This window comes from Lacticaseibacillus daqingensis (genome assembly GCF_003946115.1).
Lineage (GTDB): Bacteria > Bacillota > Bacilli > Lactobacillales > Lactobacillaceae > Lacticaseibacillus > Lacticaseibacillus daqingensis.
Window position 1 is genome coordinate 20,273 of the sequence record NZ_RHOH01000003.1, and the last position, 19,146, is coordinate 39,418.

Consider the following 19,146-nt stretch of genomic DNA (forward strand, 5'->3'; position numbering starts at 1 on the left):
CACCCCCCTTAACGTCGATGCTTCTTAATGTACTTAGCCTTACGCTTAGCCGATTGGCGCTGCGCTTTGGCCGCTACATTACTGAGTACCTGCTCGATGTAGTTCATCGCTTGCCGATAAAGAATCATCATATTCAAGAAGCTGTTCTTACCAGCCGCAGCCTGCAACTTGTCATACATACCCAGACCAAAGTTCGTATCGAACTGAACCCGCAGCACATCATTAATAGCAGCAATAGCTTCAGGCAGGTCTTCGTCATCGAGTTGATCACCTTTATTAATCAGCTCAGTATAGCGAACTTGAATTTTATCCAACTCACCCTGTGCCTTATCGACAATCTCGGCTGCATGCAGCACAACATCATCAGATGCATCGAAACTCAAAACAAAGTCGGTGATTTTATCTGGGTCATCTTTGTCCTGAATGCCCACCGGAATCTGAATGGTTGAAGACTCAAGAAACAATTTTTCCAGCATTACAAACCTCCTAAAAATAAAAACGGTGGAGTGAGCTGGCCATTGCCGCCCCCTCCACCGTCAAGTGACTACTGACCAGTTTGCTCGCTCCCTGTACCATCATCGACCGGGGCTGTTGCATCTGGTACGGTTACGGTTGGCGTGGCCACGTAATCGAGGTGTCCTTCAAAGTCTTCATAGCTAGTGGCGTCACCGCCACCGGCTTTGATCTCCATCGCCTTAGCCACTCCAATGACTGTTGATCCATCAGTCTCCACGATTTTGTGCCAGACCTTACGCTTCTCGTCATTGGTTTCGCGCCGCATGCCTGCCAGTAATACTTGGGCCTTGTCATCTGCGTTGTAGTACCCCGAGAAGTTCCACACTTCCTTGCGGCCATTTAGAATGGTCTGTGCAGTGCCGTCTCCGGCGTAGTCGCCATAATCATCAGTGTCTTCATCGGAATCGTCTTCGATGGTTTCAACGTCTTTTGCCAATGGCAACCATGCATCCTCTTCGGGTGCAGTGTCGTCTGTATATGGCGCAATAAAGTGCTTGCGTTTTGCGTTCTTTTTACGCATGTTAGTCCTCCTTCTTAACCCGTGGGAAAGTCGTCACATCAGCTGAAAAGTCAACCGTGTGATAGTAAAAACCGGCTTCATCCGCATTAGATTGAGCCGGTTGACTGGTGATGCTAATCGTGTCGAATTGAAAGCTGCCATCACGACTGTCCAGTGCTTCGAGTTCTTCCAAGAACTGAGTCACTGCCCACAACTGGGCAGTAGCGACTTCAATTCGATCAGCTTTGCACTTGATAGCGTATTGATAGAGTAGTCGTTTGTCCTGTTCTCCGTCGAAAAACGCATGAATCACTTGACCACCGGGCATTGATGTAATCGCCGCCGATTCTTTGACAGTTAATACACCAACCGTTGTGGGGATTGAAGGGTGCACCGCCTCTTCAATCGCATCGCGCAAACAAAACGAAAAATCCATTACAATCCAGCCTCCTTCTTGAATGCGTTGACCCACTTTCCCATGTACTTAGTCTTTGCGACTTCGACCCATTTGGGACCGGTACCTGGTGTTGTATATGTCCAGCCGGCCGGCGCGTAGTACTGCCGATGAGCGTACGGCACAAGCCAAGTAACCGAAGACGAGTCCGCGGCAATCAACTGCTTTTTACGCATGTTGTACTTTTGTGGCGGCCCCGCTGGTACAAAGCGGTTAGAGTCCGCACCTACTTGATTAGCCAGCGCTCTACGGCCCCGCTGGAACGCTGATTTGCTCAGTTTCTTGTGTATCTTGATGATATTGGTTTGTACCTTAATCTTGACCCCGCCCATCAGATCACCTTCAACTCAATGCTGAACGGCGTCCCGGTGTCTGGCTCCTGATACGCTGACCAATTCACCACTTTGTACTCGTGACCGTTGTACGTCAGACGGGCTTGTAGCCAGCTATCGTCAATGGCTGGGTAGTTGGTGGTGTACTTGGCAATCAGGAACACGGTGGCGTTGGCCGTGATAGTGCGGTCGGACCCGGTGCCAACAAAGTCCTTGGTCAAATCAACGCGTACCTTCTCCAGTGTCACCGGCTTGGCATAACTCGGGACGTTGTAGTCGCCTTCGTCCAGATATAGTTCAACCGTCACCGTGTCGCGTAGCCATGTCTGATCAGGTTGCAATGCGCTCATAGGTGCATCACCCCCCGGTAAAGCAGGCCAGTGCCGGATAGCGCCCGCAGCGCGTCATCGCAGACAATCGTGCCGGAGACGTTTGCGGCGGTGTCGCCCAGGGTCTTGGAGACTGACGTGTCACCAATTGACTGGCTAACCGACTGCGCCTGACTGGCCTTGTAATCGATGCTGGACTTGATGCCAGTCTCAGCCATGTACCGAACCTGCATCATCACGGCCCGCTTAAAACGCATGACCCGCATTTCAAACTTGTCATCGATGATGGCGTGCTGCTGGTAGTAGTAATTGGTGATCTCGTCCAGGTACTGCCCCGCTAATGCCGCCAGCTCTTCATAGTCAGATGGTGCCTCGGTGACATGCATTGCCTCCACATACTCTGGCGCCTCAACATACAGCTTCGTCATCGTTGATCACCGCCTAAGCTGCTGCAGCGACAGTGACCTTGACAGCGGCTGTGAAGCTACCGCTCGTGGCCGTGATGGTCGCAGTGCCTTCAGCGACCGCCGTGATGGCGCCGTCTGCTGCTACTGTGGCGACCGCCTCATCACTCGAAGCGTAGGTGATCGCGCCGTTGACCGCATCTGCGTCGTCCGCGTCTGCCGGATCAGCGGTGGCGGTGACCGTCTTGGTGTCGCCGACCTTCATGCTAGCTGTAGCCTGGCTCATCGTCAGACCAGTAACTGGCTTAGGGGCCGGCGCTACGCTTTTGGGACTGCACTGACGTAGATCGCGTCCTTGGCATTGTCGAAGACGATAGCATCGTAGTAGTCCAGGCCCTTGATGGTGTCGCGGTACCCATCACGGTCGGAATCTGCGGACACGGTGTCCACGGTCCCATACTTGATGATCGGAGCGACCGCCGTCAGCGGCACAATAATGAACTGGATGGTGTCTTCGATGCTGATACCCGCCAAACGGTCCTTGGTGACCTTGAGGATCGGCACGCCGCCATCGATCTGGGCCACGGTCCGGTTGATACCATTGATGGACTGTTGGTTCGTGGTGAAGGACTTGGTGACGCCACTGGCATTCTTGAGCAGGCGGTACACCGCGGCGCTCACGAACATCACGTAGCCACCCGGCACCTCATGGTCGGTCATGTACTCTTCGGCCGCATCATACAGGTCAAGGATGTTGTCCTTGGATGCCACAGTGGCATCCTTCTTGCCGGCATTGTCGAACAGGACCTGAACCGCCACCTTGTCGCGGTGTGGCACAGTGATCAGGCGCTTGTGTTCGGTGACGATGTTGTTGATTGTCAGGGCCGATGCCTCGGACTGATCCAGACGATCGACATCATAGCCGAACCAGTCTTCGTGGGTCAGCTTGATAGTTTCCTTTTCGATGCTGATTTGGTTACGTGCATTGGTGCCGTTACGCTTGTACGCGGTGGCGTCCACGAAGCCGGACATCTTGTTGATGCGCACTTCATGCGTCCCCACAAAGTCGGCTGCCGTGATGGACTTAGCGCCCTGGGTCAGCACGTCCCAAACTTGGGAATCGGCCTTGAACTCCTGGTCAATGGTGGCAAGGTCCTTACTGTCTAATACAACTGGCATAGTTATGCCCTCCTTTAGATTGTCTTGCCAGCGAGGCGAGCGGCGATTTTGTCGACCATGCTCGTACCGTTGGCTGGGTCTGCATTAGGGTTGCCCTGTGTGGTGATCTGTGGGCTGTTTGGCTTCTTGTCTGCTGGATCCGCCGCCTTGAACAGGAACTTGCTGTCGTCAGCTTCCTTGAGCGCCTTGAGCTGGTCATCCAGCCCGGTCAGGTTGCCCTTGTCATCCAGCTTCAACGCGTCCTTGTTCAGAAGCGCGGTAACCGCCTTGGCGTTGAGTGCGCCAGACTGCAGCAGGGCGAGGTTGGTCGCGCTGTCGAGCTTCACCTGGTTCAGCTGTGCCGCCGCGTCCTTCTCCGCCTGCGTGTTGGCTTCCTTGAGCTTGTCGATCTCAGCCTTGAGTTCGCTATCGCTCTTGTGGTCCTTCTGCAGCTGGTCGAGTTGCCCAGTGACCGTGGTCACCTGTGCCTTGGCCGCGTCACGCTCAGTCGTCAGGCTGGTCACCTGCTCCTTGAGTGGGTTCAGGTCCTTGCCGTACAGTGCCATAGCACCCTTGACTTGCTCATCGTTCAGCCCTAATGCTTTCAATGCTTCTGGATTCATACCGATCTCCTAAGCAGTTGTTGAGCGGGTCTGCTCCCGCGTGGATTTGGGTACAAAAAATAAGCAGTTTATCGACTTACTCAGGTCACAGTGCACAAGAAAACGCCCACCGGTTGGCGAGCGTTTAGAGTCCTGGAATATTACCGACAATATCGGTGATCCCCTTAAATGCGTTCTTCACTTTGCTAATGGTGCTGTTCTCATGCAGGAATGAAATACCTGCTGGGGATATGCTGATGTCATCAGCCAGATGCCATCCTTCCATATCCTCCTCAAATGCCGCATTACGAACCAGCCCCTCATCGCCCAGCGTCTCCATGATGTAGCGCCAATACGATTCCGGAATGCCAATCCATTTGGCACTGAGCTTGTCTGTGTCGACTTCTTCGCCGGCTTTCAGCTGATTGTACAGGTACGTTAGCACGCGATAGACGATCACATAATAATCATTCGATGCCATGATAATCGTCTCCATGTCCAACGAAGTACCTATCCCAAATCGCTTCAATCTTGTAGGTCTCTGGGGTCGCCTCATAATCTTCATCCAAGGTATCCTCAATTAACCCGCCAAAGGTCAAAGCGACATCATCAAAGCTCTTGCCTGGAGCGGGCATGATGATGACCGAATCACCTGAGATTTGTGAGCTGATTACGTTTCGAAATTCGTCATCAGCGCGAGACATCAAATAGCGAAAGTCTTTCTTCGTAAGAGTTACCATATGAGCACCTCACCTTGGATAGACCGTTATAATTTCGCCGTCCTGGTTAAGAACAACTACGCACTGATTTGTCTCAAATCGCGTAGAATGACGCTTGCTATCCACCTGTATCTTACCACCCTCCAGGGAGTCTCGGATAGCGTTAATGGTCACCCCATCACGATGCTGCACCTTACCGTTTTGGTCATGATAATACTTGGTCCCAATCACTCGCTCAATCGAGTGAAGGCTATGGCCTGTGACGGTCATACCATTAGCGGCGGTAACCCCATGTAACTGACTGGCCATCGCCTGGTCAAGCTCCTTATACAAGTCAAAGCCAGCCACAGGCTCAATCAAACGCTCGCGCCTTGCCGTGATGTACCGACGCAATAGTCGGCCCTCACGGCCACCCTTGCGCACCGCACTGACAAATGCGGCTTCGTCTGGCACCCCTGCCTTGCCAAGGGACTTCTGAACCTCTGCATGCCACTGCTTGGCATACACAGTCTTCGAATCGGCAGTCGGAATCGGGTACCGTTTCTCGCGTGAGTAGTCACGGGCCAGAAAGTCATTGTCCTTCACTAGCTGACGCAGGGCTGCCTGATTCTTGCGTATCAGGAGCTTGTACTTCTGCTTGCCCTTGTCATCGTCTAGCCGCTCAGCCAGCTCAAGTTGATTCTTGTAGCCGCGCACCCGTCGTTCAAGGGCACGCTGCTTCTGCTGCACGTGGCCGCGCTCTGCTGCTTCCTTGGGGTCAAACTGCTCTTGGTGATTCGTATTGACGCCAGGAATGAATGGCCACTTAATGTGCATGCAATTAATACCAAACGTGCCGCCGGGTTCGCCATAGCCGTAAGAATCAAGCGGATAGACAACATCACCGTCGGACGTGACGAACCCGGTGGTCCTAGTGGTCACCAGCTTGCCTTGAATCGGTGCGCAGGCTTCCCGGCTGGCAGCGTGGCTGCTCATCAGGAAGATGTCAACGCCATAATCGGCGGCGGCCTGGTCGCGCACCGCTTGAAAGGCGCGGTTGCTGGTCGTGTTGATCACCATGCGCGCATAGCTCTCAAGCGACCAAGTGTGGCCGCCCTTGTCTACCAGCCCACGACTGATACCCTTATCGCGCCATTTGTAGATGGTATCAGATAAGGCCTTGGTTGGCGTTTTAAGCCCGGTTATCACTTCTGCGGTAGTTTCCTTGGCAATCTGTTGAAACGTTTCTACCGCCGGATTCTGGGCCGCGTTAGTGGATAAGAGCGTCTGGTTGATGTTGTTGTCCAAGTCGAGGAACGTCTGGCTCTGATAGCCGTCAAGCACCTGCTTGATGAGGTTCGGCTTAATTTTCCGGCCGGTCGCCTTGGCGAGTGCCCCATACTGCTGCGAGACGATCGAATAACCGCCCGTCTGGAACAGGTCTGTGATCTGCTCCTTGGCGAGGCCGGTGGCTTTGACCAGCTCGGCAACCACATCATCGTTGACCAAATTCAGGTCATTGAGCACCATCATCTGCCATTGCAGGATGTTGGTTTCATCGTAGTCCGCAATCCCGTGAGCACTCAGCCGCTTGACGAAGGCCTGAAAGATAGCCTGTTCCAGATGCGCGTATATGTCGCCGATGAGCGCCTGCTGCGTTTCCAGCTGGTGCTGCGTCACCTTGGGCATTAGGCATCACCGTCCCCAAACATGCCTTCGTTGGTGTCCGGCTGCTTGGCGGCAGTGATCCCAGCAATTTCGGCCGCAATCTTCTTGGCTTGATCTTCGGGCACGCCTTGGATATGCATGATTGCCTGCCAGTCGGTGCATAGGCCCGCCGCCTGCAGCTTGATCCAGTAATCAGCCGTGGCGCCCTTGTCGGTGAAGATGCCATCGTCAAAGTCCACAGCTACCTGGTCGGCGGTTGGTATCGGGCCGGTGTACAGGCTCGAACCATCGATCGTGGTCGCCTCGGCCAGTTCGCAGATCGACACCACCAGCTCCTTGATTGCCCGCTCGACCATCGTCAAATGGCTGTTGCGCGTCTGGTAGGTCATGCTGTTTTCGCTGATCACTTCGGTGGCCGTCTTGACCGCCTGGCCGTCAAAAGAGAAGGTCCCGGCCGACAGCCCTACCTGCATCTCGAGCGTCTTGAGGAACTGGTTCAGGCTGGTCACGTAATCGGTCGCGCGGATTGGCGTTGTCAGGTCAGTCACCTGCATGTGATCAGGATTGCCGGGCACCTGCACGAACATATTCTGGTCCGGGTCGAAGACCTGCTTGGGTGATTCAGTCCCGCCCTTGATGAACGTCACGTCCGTCATATTCTCGGGCACCGCCACGCGCCGCTGACCCATGCGCACCTCCCAGTTAAACTGGTCGTACGCGTCGTTGAGCTGCTTGAGCGTGGTCAGCGCGTTGTCACACACGCCAATGCCAAGCGGGCTGTCGAGGTTCTTGTTGTTGAAGCCGGCGGGCTTGAGGTAGACGAACAGTGGGCGGCTGAAACCGGGCAAGCTGGCTGTGTCGGCCAGCTCCGGGTACAGGGTACCCAGCGGAACCTGCTTACCGATCTCCGTCTTGACCTCAGACCGATACAGCTCGTTCGTGATGGTGTATCCCGCCGGGTGCCATTCGTGGAACTCCAGCAGCGTATAGTAGATGGTGCGGCCCGCCTCCGTCACAGTGGTCGGGGTAGCGATCGCCGCGGCGCTGACGTCATTGGTGTTGCTCCGCAGCGGGAAGAAGTTGGGCGCCTGGATCCAGGCCAGCTTGATACTGCCAGTCTCCGTGTCCACATACGGCCGAATAGCCAGGCCACCCATGGCCAGACAGCTCTCCAGATAGCGCTCGAAGTTCTTGCCGAAGTCGTTGGCCTGCAACACCGACTGCACGAAGTCGTTGGCAGCGTCATGTACCGGGGTGGCCGGCGCGCCGTCTCCCTCAGTCACCTGCCGAGTGTCAACCGACACCTTGCTCTGCTCGTTGTACAGCAGACTAGCCAGGCGCCGGCAGACAACCTGCATCATGTTGAGGCTGACGTATGGGCGCTTGACCTGGTCGCCATAGGTGTTGGAATACTTGACATCCGGGAACGCACCCTTGAAATACAGCTTGTCCCGGTCGATGCGGTCATACTCATGCGCATCCACATTAATCTTAGGGTGATCGGTGATCTTGCTCAGGTTTTGTCCCATGCCCATAGCCACACCCCCTTTCCGAAATAGATTGCGAATCTTGTCGATGAGGCCCACAGGCGCCACCTCCTTAGCGTTTGAGACCTAACCGGCGGCGGTTGTCCAAGCACATGTATTTGAACTCGTCGCACGTGTGGTCATTCTCTTTGATAACCTTCGGGTCGCTTGACTCCATGGTCTTCTCATCCCACTGATACTGCCGGTGCTCATCCATAAAGATCCCGTTGCCCGAGGTATCGATGACATAGACGCGGCCTTGGGCCAGCAGGTCCTGCGCCACGTCGATCATGTCAGCCTCCTTGGCCTTGGCCACCGGGTGCCAGTCATCGTGATAGTCGTGACTGTACTGGTTGCGGATCGCACCCTCAGCCGAATCGATCGTCTTGTTGATGATCGGCGCGTCCGGATAGGCGGCACTGATTTTCAGCAGGAAGGCGTGCATATCCTTCACAAGCTCGCTCGGCGGCTTCTTGTTGACTTGGCGCGCCGGTGAGTAGTAATAGGTGTCCAAGACGTAGACGTTGCCCTTGGCGCTGAAACCATAGCCTGATACGGCTGTCGCCGACTGCATGTGCCCGGTATCGACCGAGAACGCCAAGGCCATGATTTCATCGTCATCTGGCACCGCCTGTATCAAGTGAAACAGGTTCATGTTGTAGACGTTTGTTCCGAGGCCGACAACCTCGCCGAGATACAACCAGCGATAGTAGTCAAAGTCGTTGTCCTTGTACTTCTGGATCAGCTTGAGTGTCTGCTCATCGGTGATCCCAAGCTCATCATCGAGGTAAGTGCTAGTGTCGATGAAGTAGTCATCATCCCCGCGCAGGCTGTCGATCCACTCATTGATCCACTCATACGGGCTCTTGGGCGGGTTGTACGTGTAATACACGGCCACGTGATCGACCCATGGCGAGCGCTGGCGGATGAACGTCGGGTTCGCCTGGTCAAAGACTTCCGGCCCGGTGAAGTTCGCCGCTTCTTCATACCAGACGGCCACAACGTCACGCACGGTGTTGGACTTGAGCTTGTTCGGGTCTTGAGCGCCGTAGAAGTAAAACGTGCTGCCGGTGCGCCGATGGATGATCTCCATCGGTGAGACCCGGAACTCGAACTCATCTGTCATGTGCAGCATATCTAGCGCCCAGACGATCTGCTTGTAAATCGAATCGCGCAGGTACTTGCTGTTCTCGCGGATGCAGATCACGTTGGCCTTATGACCTGCCTGCGTCAGCCGCTTGACCTTGGTCACGATCTTTAGTGACACGGTAGAAGACTTGAAGCTACCACGGCCGCCGTTCAGGATCGAGTACGGCGCGCGCGATCGCCAAAACGGATAGAAGTGCGGCTGCACCATGTCAGACAGCTTAATCTTGATGGTCGTCTTCCGCTTGGTCGCCTGATCCGATGTCATCGATGATTACCGTCCCCTCTGTGGTGTCTCCGTCGCCCGTCATCAGGTCACGCTTGTACTCGGCCAGGTCAGCTTCAGCCTTGGCGCGGCGAGTCACAGCCGCATTCGGCAGGTTTTTAAGCAGCATGTCCATGGCCTTCTGCTTGTCGTAAAGCTCCAGCTTCACGAAACCCTTATCGATCGCCACGGACTTGATCAACGACGTGTCCACGTCTGACTGGGCTTTCAGATGAACCCGGTCGACCTGATAGGTGATCCCGGTAGGTTCCCCATCCTTGATTTCCACCACAGCATCTGACCCAAACTCGACATAGTCACCTATGTCTGCTCGTGCCTGCTTCGCTAAGTCTTGCAGCACGTCCATCTGCGTCATATGCAGCTCGGCGGCCTGCTCGGCTTTGAGCTCATCAATGATTCGCTTGACGCTAACATTTGCTAACAATCTGGGCGCGCTGGCTCTGGCCGTCTCGGCATCAACACCGTAGGCTTTCATATACGCCCAGGTTCCGTTGAATCGCTGGAGATACAGCATTGCGAATAGCTTCTGCTTGTCTGTGGCGTCGCTTTCGGTCACGGCTTTAGGCACCGTTTTCGGGTGCACCCTTTTCTGCTTTTCGGGTGCACCCTTTTTTGCTTCGGGTGCACCCCTTGCCCAGCCATTTCGTGCACGCCAACTCTTGACCGTGTTGAGTGAGACATTGTACTTCGCAGCAATATCCTTGTACTTCATGCCTGACTCATAATCCATTCGAGCTTGCTCTTGCTTTTCCTGCGCCATTACATATCACCACACCTCCCGGAGTTCGCTGCCTTATCGCTTCTTCGTTTCCAGCACGACAGCATACAAAAAGCACCGCCGCCAACAGGCTCGGTGCCGCGTATATGCTGGGACGTTGCCGTTTTCCGCCGGCCGTCGCTAGAACAAAACTCTCGTGCCGAAGCACTAGGTGATCACCCGGAGTCGAACCGGGGCCGTGTTCGCGCAATTCTGCGCGCCGCTCTGCCGCTAAGCTATGATCACACCTACAAGGGGTTCGGCTGGATAAACCGAGCGCCGCAGCTCTCACTTTGGCACATTACCAGTTTAATGCCGATTCTTGAGCTTTTGGGGTACTTATACCGGAACAAACGGGCACTCTGTCCGGACAATTAAGTGAATTTTAACGCCGCACCATGTCGGTACGACTCGGCAAACGTCATCAGCGCCTTGCGCTTAATGTAGTCAACTGAATCGTCACTTGCCAATCCGACACGTGAGGCAATCTCATTTGTTAATAATGGTTCAGGCGTACAGTATGAGTAATAAAGCACCCAGTATTCCTGAAACGAAAGCCACCCCATTGCACGCTGAATCTCGGTCAGTTCATCGCGGGCGTTAAACCCCTCCACCAGCCTCGCCTCAGTACGGTTCTCAAACGAAGCCGTGCGGGGCATACCGTCTAACGATGGCGACTTAATGTCAACAAGTGGCCGTCCTACAATGCGCGAATATCTACGATACTGTTTGAGCACTGCCCGCGCATTGTCGCGGCTTGCCTGCTCTTGAATGTCTGGTACAAGTCCCATCAACCTCGCCACCCCGTATGCTATAATCAGATTTGTCAGAAGTGATCATAGCGGGCCTTACGGGGCGCGCTATTTTTTTGTATCAGTGGAACATCAGATGGAATAATAGCTCGAACCACGCGACCGGCACCGGTGCAAAGCGCTTGAGTAGCAGCCACGTGGCGTAGATCACCATTGCGGTGACTATCAGCCATGCGAGGCGAGTTATGATGCTGCGCATGCGGTCAGTCATACTTCCTCCCACTCGCCGTTGAGCGAACCAGCGTTGCTGTCAAGGTAGGCTTTGTATTTCCGGTTCGGCACGATGGCCAGCACATTGCGGTAAGAGTTGCCCAGCTGTTCGTCTTGCATCGCGTCATCGGCCAACCCAGCGATTAACTCACGGCCAGTAAGTAACTGGTACTGGTCGCCATCCAAGTCGGTGTGGATGTCGTAGTCAGGGCGCGGTGCGTCTGCGGCTGCGGCATAACGGGCAAGCATGGAATTCCGCAGTTCGTCAATTTTTGAATTTGGCATACGCACCACCCTTGCTGTGTTCATTCGCTGTTCAACAACGGCCTCGAACACGTCTTGCTTTGTCTCTGTCATCGTCAATACCACCTATCCATTTTTGCCATTTCACCCAGTACCTCACTAGCCCGTTTCTTGTTCTCGGTGTACTCCTCGCCCATTGCCTCAATGATGCGGCCGCGGTCAGCAGGGGTGATACTGAACCCGTCATGCCCATCAAGGCAGACGTGATACCCGTGCTCGGGTTCACCGTCAAGCGCCGTAACGAAGCTAGTATTCACGATCACGCCGCTGTCTAACTTAATCAGTGTCACCGCTATTTCCCCCTTCGATGTAGTCCTTCACCTTCACACTGTCCACCCACACCTCGGCATTTACTGCGTTGGTGTGTCGGCGCACTGAGTCCAGCACTTTGCTTCGGGCTAATGCAGACCAGGTACTGATGTCTGGCGCCGGGTACATGTTGGCGTCGTAGCAAAGAAACGCTAGAACATGCCCCTGAGTCCGCTTTTCATCGAGCAGGATCTCGTCAGTTTCAATTCCGTGGCCAAGGGTGAACCCCGCCTTGAATCGTTCCGCTAAGCTAATCATCTTTCCTCCAGTCGGCAATGCGCCGAATCTTGCCATTTATCCGCTTGTATCGCTTTGACCCAACCACCACGCTCGTAACGGTGATGCCCTTAACCGCAGCTACAAAGAATGCGCTCTCTGCGTCTTCCTCATCGGTGTACCTTGAGTTGGCCGTGCCATACTTCTGAATCACTTCGTCCCGATAAAGCAACCGGATGGTTTTGTAGTTGTCGGCGTCGAAGCATGCCATCCACTGCTCGTTGTAACGCTTCTCTTCCTCAGTCAGCTCAGTCATGCTTTGCCTCCAATGTTTGAATCATGGCAAGCAGCTCACCGTTAGACTTGATTACCTGCCCCAACAGAACACGGTAGTCAGCTAAGATGTCATCGAGCTTGATTTGGTCGTCATCCGTCATCCAGGGGTCCCAGTTGTCATCGTCCTCGATAATTTCCCAACCGAGCTTGGAGAACTCCTTGGCTCGTCTCTCCAACTTGTCAGCAGCCAGCGACAAAAGCTCATTGTTTGCCTTGGTTTTCATATCATCCCCTGGCCTCCATCTCTTCTGCGATCCAGCAGATGCCAGTGTTCGCGAACAGCATCCCCATCAGGTTGCACATCAGCGCGCCCCAGATGGCGTCCCAGATCATCCCCATCATGAACGCTATGAAGGTGAGCGTGGCGATCAGCAGGAATACCACCAGCAGTCCGGTGATCACTTGTCTGTATGTCATCGCGGCACCTCCATGTCTTTGAGTGGTGTGGTGCCGACCCAGAAGATCATCGCCTCAAGCGCCTTGTTGTTGGCAGCGTTGAAGTCGTCCAGTGTCTTGATGTCCTCGGCCAGTACCAGCTTCTGCCGCACGTAGTCGAGCGCCATGCTCATCTTCGGAAAATAGTGGGCCTGCTGCACAACCACGGTACCGGTCTTGTCCGTATATGGCTGACCAACAGTGTACTGGTACGGGCTGGTCTGGATGATCTGATACTTGTCGATGCTGATCTTGATGCCCATCAGAGCACCCCCTTGAGGTCGTGCACACTGATGACGAAAATCTGATCAGGGTCAGTGTGCTCATCCCAGCCTTCCGGGGTGTATAGCTCAACCTGACCGAAGGGTGTGTCGAACGGCATCAACGGGTACAGTCCAGCTGGATCAAAGTGCATCTTGATCTCTGCGATGGTGTATAGCTCCGCAAACATCGGGTCAGTCATGTAGCCGGACCAGCTGCGCGGCTGGCCATCCCCGGTGCGGGTGCCCCAGAACTCAGGGTGGCGGTTGTCTCCGGTGTGCTTGGTGGTCATCAGCAGGTACTCGCGTCGTGTGCTCATGCCTCTGCCTCCTCTGCCTGTGCCTCACGTGCTTCTAGCTCACGCTCAAAGGCTGCGTCATCGTCATCTCGCAGGTGGTAGTGCGCCTTGTAGTAATTGCCCTGATCGTCTGGATGGCCAAAGCCAAGATCACTGGCGGCGCTCAGGCGCAACCGATTGCCACACTGCGGGCAGCGGATGAACCGCCAGCCGTATGACGCCTTGGTGATCGTGGTGAAACCGCATTGGTCGCACTCTAGGTCTGTCTTCACGCGATCAACGTGAATCGGCTTGTGACTGATCTCCGGCGCCGGGGCCAGGCCGCGGGCGAGCCCTTTCCGCAAGGACGTGACTGCGTCCATCACCTGGTCTGGCGTCATGGTTGGCCGGCTGAGCGGCTGGTAGGGGATGTCGTCCACCACCTCGGCCTCATCGGCCGGGGATGCATCCGCCGGTGCCAGCAACGGTGCCAGGATTCCCCCGTCGAGTGGTGATGCAGGGGATGCGTCATCCCCCAGCATCGCAACGATTTTCAGCAACGCCTTCTCGTGCGCTGGTGTGTCTGTCTTATAGCGAAATTCGATATTAGCCGTGCTCGTGCTGATTTTGATATATGTCATTACAGTTCCTCCACTTCAATTTCGACCCTGGGGCCATCGCCATCGTCATAAAACTTGGCCACGGCGATCTCCACGATCTGATTGTCATCGCACCAGACTATCCCTGTCAGTGCGTCCGATACCGCCTTGTAGTAATTGTCCACGTCCGGCTTCACGGTCGGACGGATGGTGCCGTTCTTCTTTGCTATTTTCTGAGCGCGTGCGCCACTTCGCTGGATAGGCCGGTAAACGGTCAGGCTTACCCGCAAAGCGGCAGACAACGGGTCTCTATGCCATTGCTGACGCGCATAGTGCTGAACCAGTTGCTTATAGCTGCGTGACTTCGCCGGGTCGACCCCACGAACGCCGTATCGCGTATGATAAACGCGCGGCCGCCCTTGCGGCACCGGGTCACCCGGCACGATGAGCTTAGTCATTGTCCTTGTCCTGGCTAAACGTGCGGTACTGACCCTCGAACTCAATCCAGCTGCCGAACTCGACCAGTGCCCCAGGCACCTCAAAGCTAGTGCCTGGCAGGGTTCGGCTCAGGGACAAGCCATAAGCCTCACAGGCTGCCTTCTTGTGCTCGTAATACGTGGTCTCGCCATTGAGCTTGATGGCCCTTGCGGCATAGCGCACAGGCTGTCCGATTCCGAACTCTCGACTAGCGCGCCAAATAGTCTCCGGTCGCTTGCCCAATCGCTTGGCAGCTTGCCCTTGCGACATGCCTTGGCGATACAACACCAGCATCTGCTCAGACAAAGCCTTCCGCCTTGCCCGGGCTGACTCGGACGTCCACTTGACGCCATCGCGCGACCTGCCACGAGCCTGCCCTTGGCGTGCAAATGCTTTGGCGGGTGGGGCCACCTCGGCACGCTCGCTCACGCATTTGCGCGGCACGATCACCCGGCCCGTTAGCGTCAGCCGCTTGAGTTCTCGGCTGAGCTCCGGTGCTCGGCTGACGTCAACCAGTAGCGTGCGCTCGTATGCGGTTTTGACAATAACAGCAGTAAACGATGGCCACGGCTTCGCATCACTCCCAAGTCCCGGGTTCCACCCGGTCACGGTACATGTATCTCCCACATGCAGTTCTTTTGCGCTCATCCTGCGCCTCCTTGCGTGCATTGTTGGCTGGCTAGTCGCCGTTAGCCGATAAGCCTACCTGTTGGGCGGTGAGGTCAGCATAACTGCGCACCCCGTCCGCCAGCCAGTTCTTGAGAATTGCGTCAGTGTACGCCCACTCCTTGCCATGGGCCGCAGTGATCTGCATGGCCTTGGCAACACAGTCGCGATCAAGCTGGCGCACCCAGCTGTCGATGTTGGCCTTGACCGACACAGTCAGGGTGCCGATGTTGGCAGCGTAGTAATCCAGTGCCGGTTGCAGGTGCGTATTCCACTCGCCGCGCTCTGCCTCCGTGAGGTCGACTTCGTTCGCGGGCGTGGTATGCATATACAACAACAACGCCTTTAGGTCTCGTTTAGTCTCGTCTGGTTTAGTCTTGTCTTGTTTAGTGTATGTGCTACTAGGTTGCCTACTGTGTTGCCTACTACCTTGTAAACTAGGTTGCCTACTGTGTTGCCTACTAGGTTGCCCACTATTTGCCATACTGGTTTCAGATTGTACACTATCTTGCCTACTTTGTTGCCTACTATCTGACGTACTGGCGATGTCGACCAGCCGGTACGTGGTTGCCTTGACGCCGTTGGTTTGGAAGTCGATCAGCCCTGACTGCTTTAGCGCGTTCCGGGCTTTGACGATGCCCTGACGGCTTAAACCAGTCAACATTTCGAGTGTTCTGTTCGGCATATTGAATTCGCTTGGCCAGCCTAGCTGGTTGCTTTGATGCACCAGCCCATGCCATAACGCTATCTGTCCTGTGCTTAGCGGATTGACGCTTTGTCGAACGTAGAACTCTCGAAGCAGCTTGAATAGATCCATACGGCTTCCACCCCCTTACCCGCTATCTCGTATTTGTGTCATGCAGCATCCCCCATCAGAACGGCAGATCGTCATCGCTGATGTCAACAGAGGCTCCTGCGACAAACGGCGCTGCCGGTGCCGGCGGGTTCGGGGCCATCGGTGGCATTGGCGGCATTGGTGGCATCTGTGCCCCGGCCGGAGCAGCCGCGCGCCGCTGGTTAGCCGCCTGAATCTCTGCGTAGGTCGGGCGCGGCGCCGCGGCGACCGGCTGCTGGCCACCAGCTTGGTGGTGCTTCACGCGTGGCTGTTCCTGCAATTGTGGGAAGTTGCTCGGCATGAAGAATTTGACCTCGGGGTAGGTCTTACCATTGTTCTGCACGGTCTGTTCAACGCGGACGCGCACGGGGCGGCCCAACATCATCTCGGCCCAGTTCTCGGCGGAGCCAAAGTCATAGCGGTCAGAGAAGCCCCCAACGGCTGCCGTCAGCGCGTTGGCCCGCCACATAGACGAATCCACCAGAACGAAGTTGTCGTAGCGAACCTCGGCACCCTGCCCCGCCTGTTGGACATCCCCGCGCACCGTGTAGTTCATCTGGATCATGCGGTTGCCGGTCGTCTTGGCTTCTTCAAGTGCCCAGGCACTTGGGTAAACTTCGTACTCGCCGTCTTCGAGGGGCTTGATCCCCGTGTTGCTTGCATCAAATGTAAAACTCATAGTTACGCCTCCTGTGGGTTGTTTGCCTGCGCCGCCTTCTGGATCGCGCGCAGGTACTTGTATGTGTACGTCAGTTGGTCAAGCGTCCAGGCAGACAGCTGTTGGCCGTATTGCATCTGAATCTGAGCCAGCGCGTCCAGCAGCGGCTGGTTGCCCAGCGTCAGCTTCACGATTGCCTCATTGGCCTTCACGCGACGCTCATGCTCCTGCGCGGCTAGGTCAACGCCGAGCTCAGCCCAAGCGATGATTTTGTGTCCGACCTCGCGATTGAGTACCTGCGGCGTTTTGAACAGGCTGCTGTTATCCTTCATGGCCTGTGCAATGTGGTCTTGATAGATTTGCCACGTGATGGCGAACTCATACTCAGTGCCGTCCTTCATCTCGGGCTTCAAGCCCACCTTCTCGACCTGTACCTTGCCAGTCTCGGTGCGCGTGACTTCGATGCCCTGCTTGCTCCGGGCGGTGGCGATCACGTGCACGTCACTGCCAGTCAGCAGTTGCAGGAGCTTCTGCTGATCAGGGCCGACCTTCTTCCAGTCGCCCAGCTGGCCGCCATACTCGTCGACCTTGGCCAAGATACCGCCCACGCCGCTCCAAGCACTTGAGGTCGAGTCGATGATGACCACCCGGCACCCCGCCTGCTTGAGTAGGGTGAACGCTTCCTGATAACGGTCGGCGGTGAACGGCGGCTCCAAGTCCACTTTGGTGAAGCTCCCGATCGTCACGCCGTCATGTTCGGTGTTGACGTACAGGCTCGACCGCTGGTGCTCGGTGTCAATCAAACCGATCGCGCCCCAGTGCTTCGCGTCATCATCGTCTGGCTGCATCTTCTCTAGCATCCCCTTGGCGATCAGCAAAGCGCTGAGCGTCTTGCCTGAGCCACTGGCACCCATCAGCAGGATAGGCACCTTGATCTGCGCACGCTGCGCAACGACTACCTTCATCGTGCGTCCCTCCCTTTGGCGGCCTGCGCGTTGACGTCTTGCCACATCGCGGCCTTTCGCTTCTTAGCGGCGCGTGCTACACTGAGAGAGTAAATATTTGAATTAAGGTTCTGATCTCCCGCGGTGGCCGCCGCTGGGGCTTTTTTGTCGTCCTGCCAAAACTCGCGGGTCTCCGCCGGGTCGTGGTCTGGATCTACGGCTTCATCGTCAAAGTACAGGAAGAAGTCGGCTAGCTTGGGATGGTTTGCGATCGTGCGGTCAATCCAGTTATTGAATGCTGTGATCATGGTATGCCTCCTTAGATGTTGTCGATATAGGTCTGAATCTCACTGCGCTTGTAGTAACCGCGGCGCGATGTCGGTGTCAGGTGGTGCTGGCGTGGGAATGATGGGTCTGAGATCAAGTCGTACCAATTAGGTGAGAACACCGTGACGCCGCCAATCATATCTGCGGCTTCGGTCTGCGTGATCAGCTCGCCAGTCGAGCGGCGCATCTTAGTTGCTTCCTGCATGGGCTATCCTCCTAACCGCTTGTTGAAGTCATCAATGTATTTCTGCGGATCCACCTCGGCGTACTCGGCCATCGTGATAAAGGCCGTCAATTCCGCCCCGATTTCCTCGGCGTATTCCTTGAGACCCCGATCGACCAGCTCCGATTCTGGCCGAGTGCGACTTCGCCTGGGCACGATAGCCGCATCACTGAACTGCGGCCAGATCTGCTGGCGCTCGTGCTCTTCCTTCTCCGCCTCGCGCGTTGCCGCAAAGGCGTCATGCTTGATGCGCGGATTGTCCGCGAAGCTGAGGGTGCCGAAGTCGGATCGCGCCGATGAGAGCGCCAGCCACGCTGACTTGAGCACAGCGGCAAAGGCTCGCTTCTTCTCGTGATCAGTTGCGCGCTGGCCCAGCGCATGCTTGCCAACGGTGCTTTCAGCCATATACGTGCGCTTGGCCAACTGCTTTCGGTTAAGCGTCGAGCCATCAATCGCCAGCGCCAGCTGCTGCGAGTATTTTTTGTCTACCACATGATTCACTCCTTTCGTCTACCAGAGCATCCCCGCAGGACGCCCCAGCGCCTCATAGTTGAGGCTAGTTGTTGATGCTGCCGCGGAACTCATTTTGTAGATCCTGAATCATCATGCGAAGCAGGTCCGTCCGTGCTCGCAATCCCGCAGCCTCAATCATGAAGCCGTGCGCCATCGCTGTGGCATAGTCGTCTTGCAGATGATCGTGAATCTCTTCGTACTTGGTGATCAGGTCTTTCGTTTTCATGGTCGTTCTCCTTTCAAGCAAATCATTCGCTCTTTGACATGTGAGATAATCGCCTTTGGAAGGAGGTGATTATATGATGCAGTGCCATCTGGTTTCTAATGGTCGGCGCTTAGAAACGGTTGCGTTACCAGCCATTCCTGCACG

At 55.6% G+C, this 19,146-nt stretch carries 35 protein-coding genes and 1 tRNA gene; all 36 read right to left on the bottom strand.

From position 1 onward, the window contains the following. Positions 1–8: 8 nt before the first annotated feature. The 36 genes from EKM88_RS04770 to EKM88_RS04935 all read right to left on the bottom strand — a co-directional run bounded on the left by EKM88_RS04770 (position 9) and on the right by EKM88_RS04935 (position 19,002). Positions 9–476, bottom strand: coding sequence for a hypothetical protein (locus EKM88_RS04770; protein ID WP_125703697.1), 468 nt, complete (start codon positions 474–476; stop codon positions 9–11). A gap of 68 nt (positions 477–544) precedes the next feature. Beyond that, on the bottom strand, positions 545–1,036 hold the full coding sequence (locus tag EKM88_RS04775; protein ID WP_225418436.1) for a phage tail tube protein: 492 nt from the start codon (positions 1,034–1,036) through the stop codon (positions 545–547). A gap of 1 nt (position 1,037) precedes the next feature. Then, positions 1,038–1,451, bottom strand: coding sequence for a hypothetical protein (locus tag EKM88_RS04780; protein ID WP_125703699.1), 414 nt, complete (start codon positions 1,449–1,451; stop codon positions 1,038–1,040). Continuing rightward, positions 1,451–1,801 (bottom strand): minor capsid protein, encoded by a 351-nt coding sequence (locus EKM88_RS04785; protein ID WP_125703701.1) that lies wholly within the window; start codon positions 1,799–1,801, stop codon positions 1,451–1,453. The genes EKM88_RS04780 and EKM88_RS04785 overlap by 1 nt, the downstream gene beginning before the upstream one ends. Then, positions 1,801–2,151, bottom strand: coding sequence for a putative minor capsid protein (locus EKM88_RS04790; RefSeq protein ID WP_125703702.1), 351 nt, complete (start codon positions 2,149–2,151; stop codon positions 1,801–1,803). The genes EKM88_RS04785 and EKM88_RS04790 overlap by 1 nt, the downstream gene beginning before the upstream one ends. Beyond that, positions 2,148–2,558, bottom strand: a complete 411-nt coding sequence (locus tag EKM88_RS04795; protein ID WP_125703704.1) for a head-tail connector protein — start codon at positions 2,556–2,558, stop codon at positions 2,148–2,150. Before EKM88_RS04795 ends, EKM88_RS04790 begins: the two co-directional genes overlap by 4 nt. Before the next feature lie 13 nt (positions 2,559–2,571). Beyond that, positions 2,572–2,826 carry an Ig-like domain-containing protein gene (locus EKM88_RS04800; RefSeq protein WP_225418447.1) on the bottom strand — a complete coding sequence of 85 codons (255 nt, stop codon included), beginning with the start codon at positions 2,824–2,826 and terminating at the stop codon, positions 2,572–2,574. Between the two features lie 26 nt (positions 2,827–2,852). Beyond that, positions 2,853–3,713, bottom strand: coding sequence for a capsid protein (locus EKM88_RS04805; protein WP_125703708.1), 861 nt, complete (start codon positions 3,711–3,713; stop codon positions 2,853–2,855). Positions 3,714–3,727: 14 nt separating this feature from the next. After that, positions 3,728–4,315 (bottom strand): phage scaffolding protein, encoded by a 588-nt coding sequence (locus tag EKM88_RS04810; RefSeq protein ID WP_125703710.1) that lies wholly within the window; start codon positions 4,313–4,315, stop codon positions 3,728–3,730. 124 nt (positions 4,316–4,439) lie between these two features. Beyond that, a complete protein-coding gene (locus EKM88_RS04815; RefSeq protein ID WP_125703712.1) occupies positions 4,440–4,775 on the bottom strand; it encodes a YjcQ family protein in 336 nt (111 codons plus the stop codon). Beyond that, positions 4,762–5,034 (bottom strand): hypothetical protein, encoded by a 273-nt coding sequence (locus EKM88_RS04820; RefSeq protein WP_125703715.1) that lies wholly within the window; start codon positions 5,032–5,034, stop codon positions 4,762–4,764. The genes EKM88_RS04815 and EKM88_RS04820 overlap by 14 nt, the downstream gene beginning before the upstream one ends. Before the next feature lie 9 nt (positions 5,035–5,043). Beyond that, positions 5,044–6,681, bottom strand: coding sequence for a phage minor capsid protein (locus EKM88_RS04825; protein ID WP_125703717.1), 1,638 nt, complete (start codon positions 6,679–6,681; stop codon positions 5,044–5,046). Beyond that, entirely contained in the window at positions 6,681–8,195 is a 1,515-nt protein-coding gene (locus EKM88_RS04830; RefSeq protein ID WP_225418437.1) for a phage portal protein, read from the bottom strand. Before EKM88_RS04830 ends, EKM88_RS04825 begins: the two co-directional genes overlap by 1 nt. Before the next feature lie 64 nt (positions 8,196–8,259). Next, positions 8,260–9,600: a PBSX family phage terminase large subunit gene (locus tag EKM88_RS04835; protein ID WP_125703721.1), complete on the bottom strand. Its 1,341-nt coding sequence runs from the start codon at positions 9,598–9,600 to the stop codon at positions 8,260–8,262. Continuing rightward, entirely contained in the window at positions 9,554–10,378 is an 825-nt protein-coding gene (locus EKM88_RS04840) for a terminase small subunit (protein WP_125703723.1), read from the bottom strand. The genes EKM88_RS04835 and EKM88_RS04840 overlap by 47 nt, the downstream gene beginning before the upstream one ends. Positions 10,379–10,546: 168 nt before the next feature. Then, positions 10,547–10,621, bottom strand: a tRNA-Ser gene (locus EKM88_RS13255). Positions 10,622–10,749: 128 nt separating this feature from the next. Then, positions 10,750–11,166, bottom strand: coding sequence for an ArpU family phage packaging/lysis transcriptional regulator (locus EKM88_RS04845; RefSeq protein WP_125703725.1), 417 nt, complete (start codon positions 11,164–11,166; stop codon positions 10,750–10,752). 82 nt (positions 11,167–11,248) lie between these two features. Then, complete coding sequence (locus EKM88_RS13260; protein WP_164511999.1) at positions 11,249–11,398, bottom strand: hypothetical protein; 150 nt, start codon at positions 11,396–11,398, stop codon at positions 11,249–11,251. Next, entirely contained in the window at positions 11,395–11,754 is a 360-nt protein-coding gene (locus EKM88_RS04850) for a hypothetical protein (RefSeq protein WP_125703727.1), read from the bottom strand. Before EKM88_RS04850 ends, EKM88_RS13260 begins: the two co-directional genes overlap by 4 nt. A 2-nt stretch (positions 11,755–11,756) precedes the next feature. Further along, entirely contained in the window at positions 11,757–11,990 is a 234-nt protein-coding gene (locus EKM88_RS04855) for a hypothetical protein (RefSeq protein ID WP_125703729.1), read from the bottom strand. Further along, the gene (locus EKM88_RS04860; protein WP_225418438.1) at positions 11,977–12,267 is read right to left on the bottom strand and encodes a hypothetical protein; all 291 of its coding nucleotides are present in this window, start codon (positions 12,265–12,267) and stop codon (positions 11,977–11,979) included. The genes EKM88_RS04855 and EKM88_RS04860 overlap by 14 nt, the downstream gene beginning before the upstream one ends. After that, positions 12,260–12,541: a hypothetical protein gene (locus EKM88_RS04865; protein WP_125703731.1), complete on the bottom strand. Its 282-nt coding sequence runs from the start codon at positions 12,539–12,541 to the stop codon at positions 12,260–12,262. The genes EKM88_RS04860 and EKM88_RS04865 overlap by 8 nt, the downstream gene beginning before the upstream one ends. After that, positions 12,534–12,785, bottom strand: coding sequence for a hypothetical protein (locus EKM88_RS04870; protein WP_125703733.1), 252 nt, complete (start codon positions 12,783–12,785; stop codon positions 12,534–12,536). Before EKM88_RS04870 ends, EKM88_RS04865 begins: the two co-directional genes overlap by 8 nt. 1 nt (position 12,786) lies before the next feature. Further along, positions 12,787–12,978: a hypothetical protein gene (locus tag EKM88_RS04875; RefSeq protein WP_125703735.1), complete on the bottom strand. Its 192-nt coding sequence runs from the start codon at positions 12,976–12,978 to the stop codon at positions 12,787–12,789. Continuing rightward, entirely contained in the window at positions 12,975–13,259 is a 285-nt protein-coding gene (locus tag EKM88_RS04880; protein WP_125703737.1) for a hypothetical protein, read from the bottom strand. Before EKM88_RS04880 ends, EKM88_RS04875 begins: the two co-directional genes overlap by 4 nt. Next, positions 13,259–13,576, bottom strand: coding sequence for a hypothetical protein (locus EKM88_RS04885; RefSeq protein WP_125703739.1), 318 nt, complete (start codon positions 13,574–13,576; stop codon positions 13,259–13,261). Before EKM88_RS04885 ends, EKM88_RS04880 begins: the two co-directional genes overlap by 1 nt. Continuing rightward, positions 13,573–14,175 carry a hypothetical protein gene (locus EKM88_RS04890; RefSeq protein WP_125703740.1) on the bottom strand — a complete coding sequence of 201 codons (603 nt, stop codon included), beginning with the start codon at positions 14,173–14,175 and terminating at the stop codon, positions 13,573–13,575. The genes EKM88_RS04885 and EKM88_RS04890 overlap by 4 nt, the downstream gene beginning before the upstream one ends. Next, positions 14,175–14,591, bottom strand: coding sequence for a RusA family crossover junction endodeoxyribonuclease (locus EKM88_RS04895; protein ID WP_125703742.1), 417 nt, complete (start codon positions 14,589–14,591; stop codon positions 14,175–14,177). Before EKM88_RS04895 ends, EKM88_RS04890 begins: the two co-directional genes overlap by 1 nt. Beyond that, positions 14,584–15,258 carry a helix-turn-helix domain-containing protein gene (locus EKM88_RS04900; protein ID WP_125703744.1) on the bottom strand — a complete coding sequence of 225 codons (675 nt, stop codon included), beginning with the start codon at positions 15,256–15,258 and terminating at the stop codon, positions 14,584–14,586. Before EKM88_RS04900 ends, EKM88_RS04895 begins: the two co-directional genes overlap by 8 nt. 31 nt (positions 15,259–15,289) lie before the next feature. Continuing rightward, complete coding sequence (locus tag EKM88_RS13670) at positions 15,290–16,093, bottom strand: DnaD domain protein (protein WP_125703746.1); 804 nt, start codon at positions 16,091–16,093, stop codon at positions 15,290–15,292. A 55-nt stretch (positions 16,094–16,148) separates the two neighbouring features. Beyond that, the gene (locus EKM88_RS04910; RefSeq protein WP_125703748.1) at positions 16,149–16,790 is read right to left on the bottom strand and encodes a DUF669 domain-containing protein; all 642 of its coding nucleotides are present in this window, start codon (positions 16,788–16,790) and stop codon (positions 16,149–16,151) included. A 2-nt stretch (positions 16,791–16,792) separates the two neighbouring features. After that, entirely contained in the window at positions 16,793–17,734 is a 942-nt protein-coding gene (locus EKM88_RS04915; RefSeq protein WP_125703750.1) for an AAA family ATPase, read from the bottom strand. Beyond that, entirely contained in the window at positions 17,731–18,021 is a 291-nt protein-coding gene (locus EKM88_RS04920) for a hypothetical protein (RefSeq protein ID WP_125703752.1), read from the bottom strand. The genes EKM88_RS04915 and EKM88_RS04920 overlap by 4 nt, the downstream gene beginning before the upstream one ends. Positions 18,022–18,032: 11 nt before the next feature. Further along, positions 18,033–18,245, bottom strand: coding sequence for a helix-turn-helix transcriptional regulator (locus EKM88_RS04925; RefSeq protein WP_125703754.1), 213 nt, complete (start codon positions 18,243–18,245; stop codon positions 18,033–18,035). Between the two features lie 3 nt (positions 18,246–18,248). After that, positions 18,249–18,755: a hypothetical protein gene (locus EKM88_RS04930; protein ID WP_125703757.1), complete on the bottom strand. Its 507-nt coding sequence runs from the start codon at positions 18,753–18,755 to the stop codon at positions 18,249–18,251. 64 nt (positions 18,756–18,819) lie between these two features. After that, positions 18,820–19,002 carry a hypothetical protein gene (locus EKM88_RS04935; protein ID WP_125703759.1) on the bottom strand — a complete coding sequence of 61 codons (183 nt, stop codon included), beginning with the start codon at positions 19,000–19,002 and terminating at the stop codon, positions 18,820–18,822. Positions 19,003–19,146: the final 144 nt, after the last annotated feature.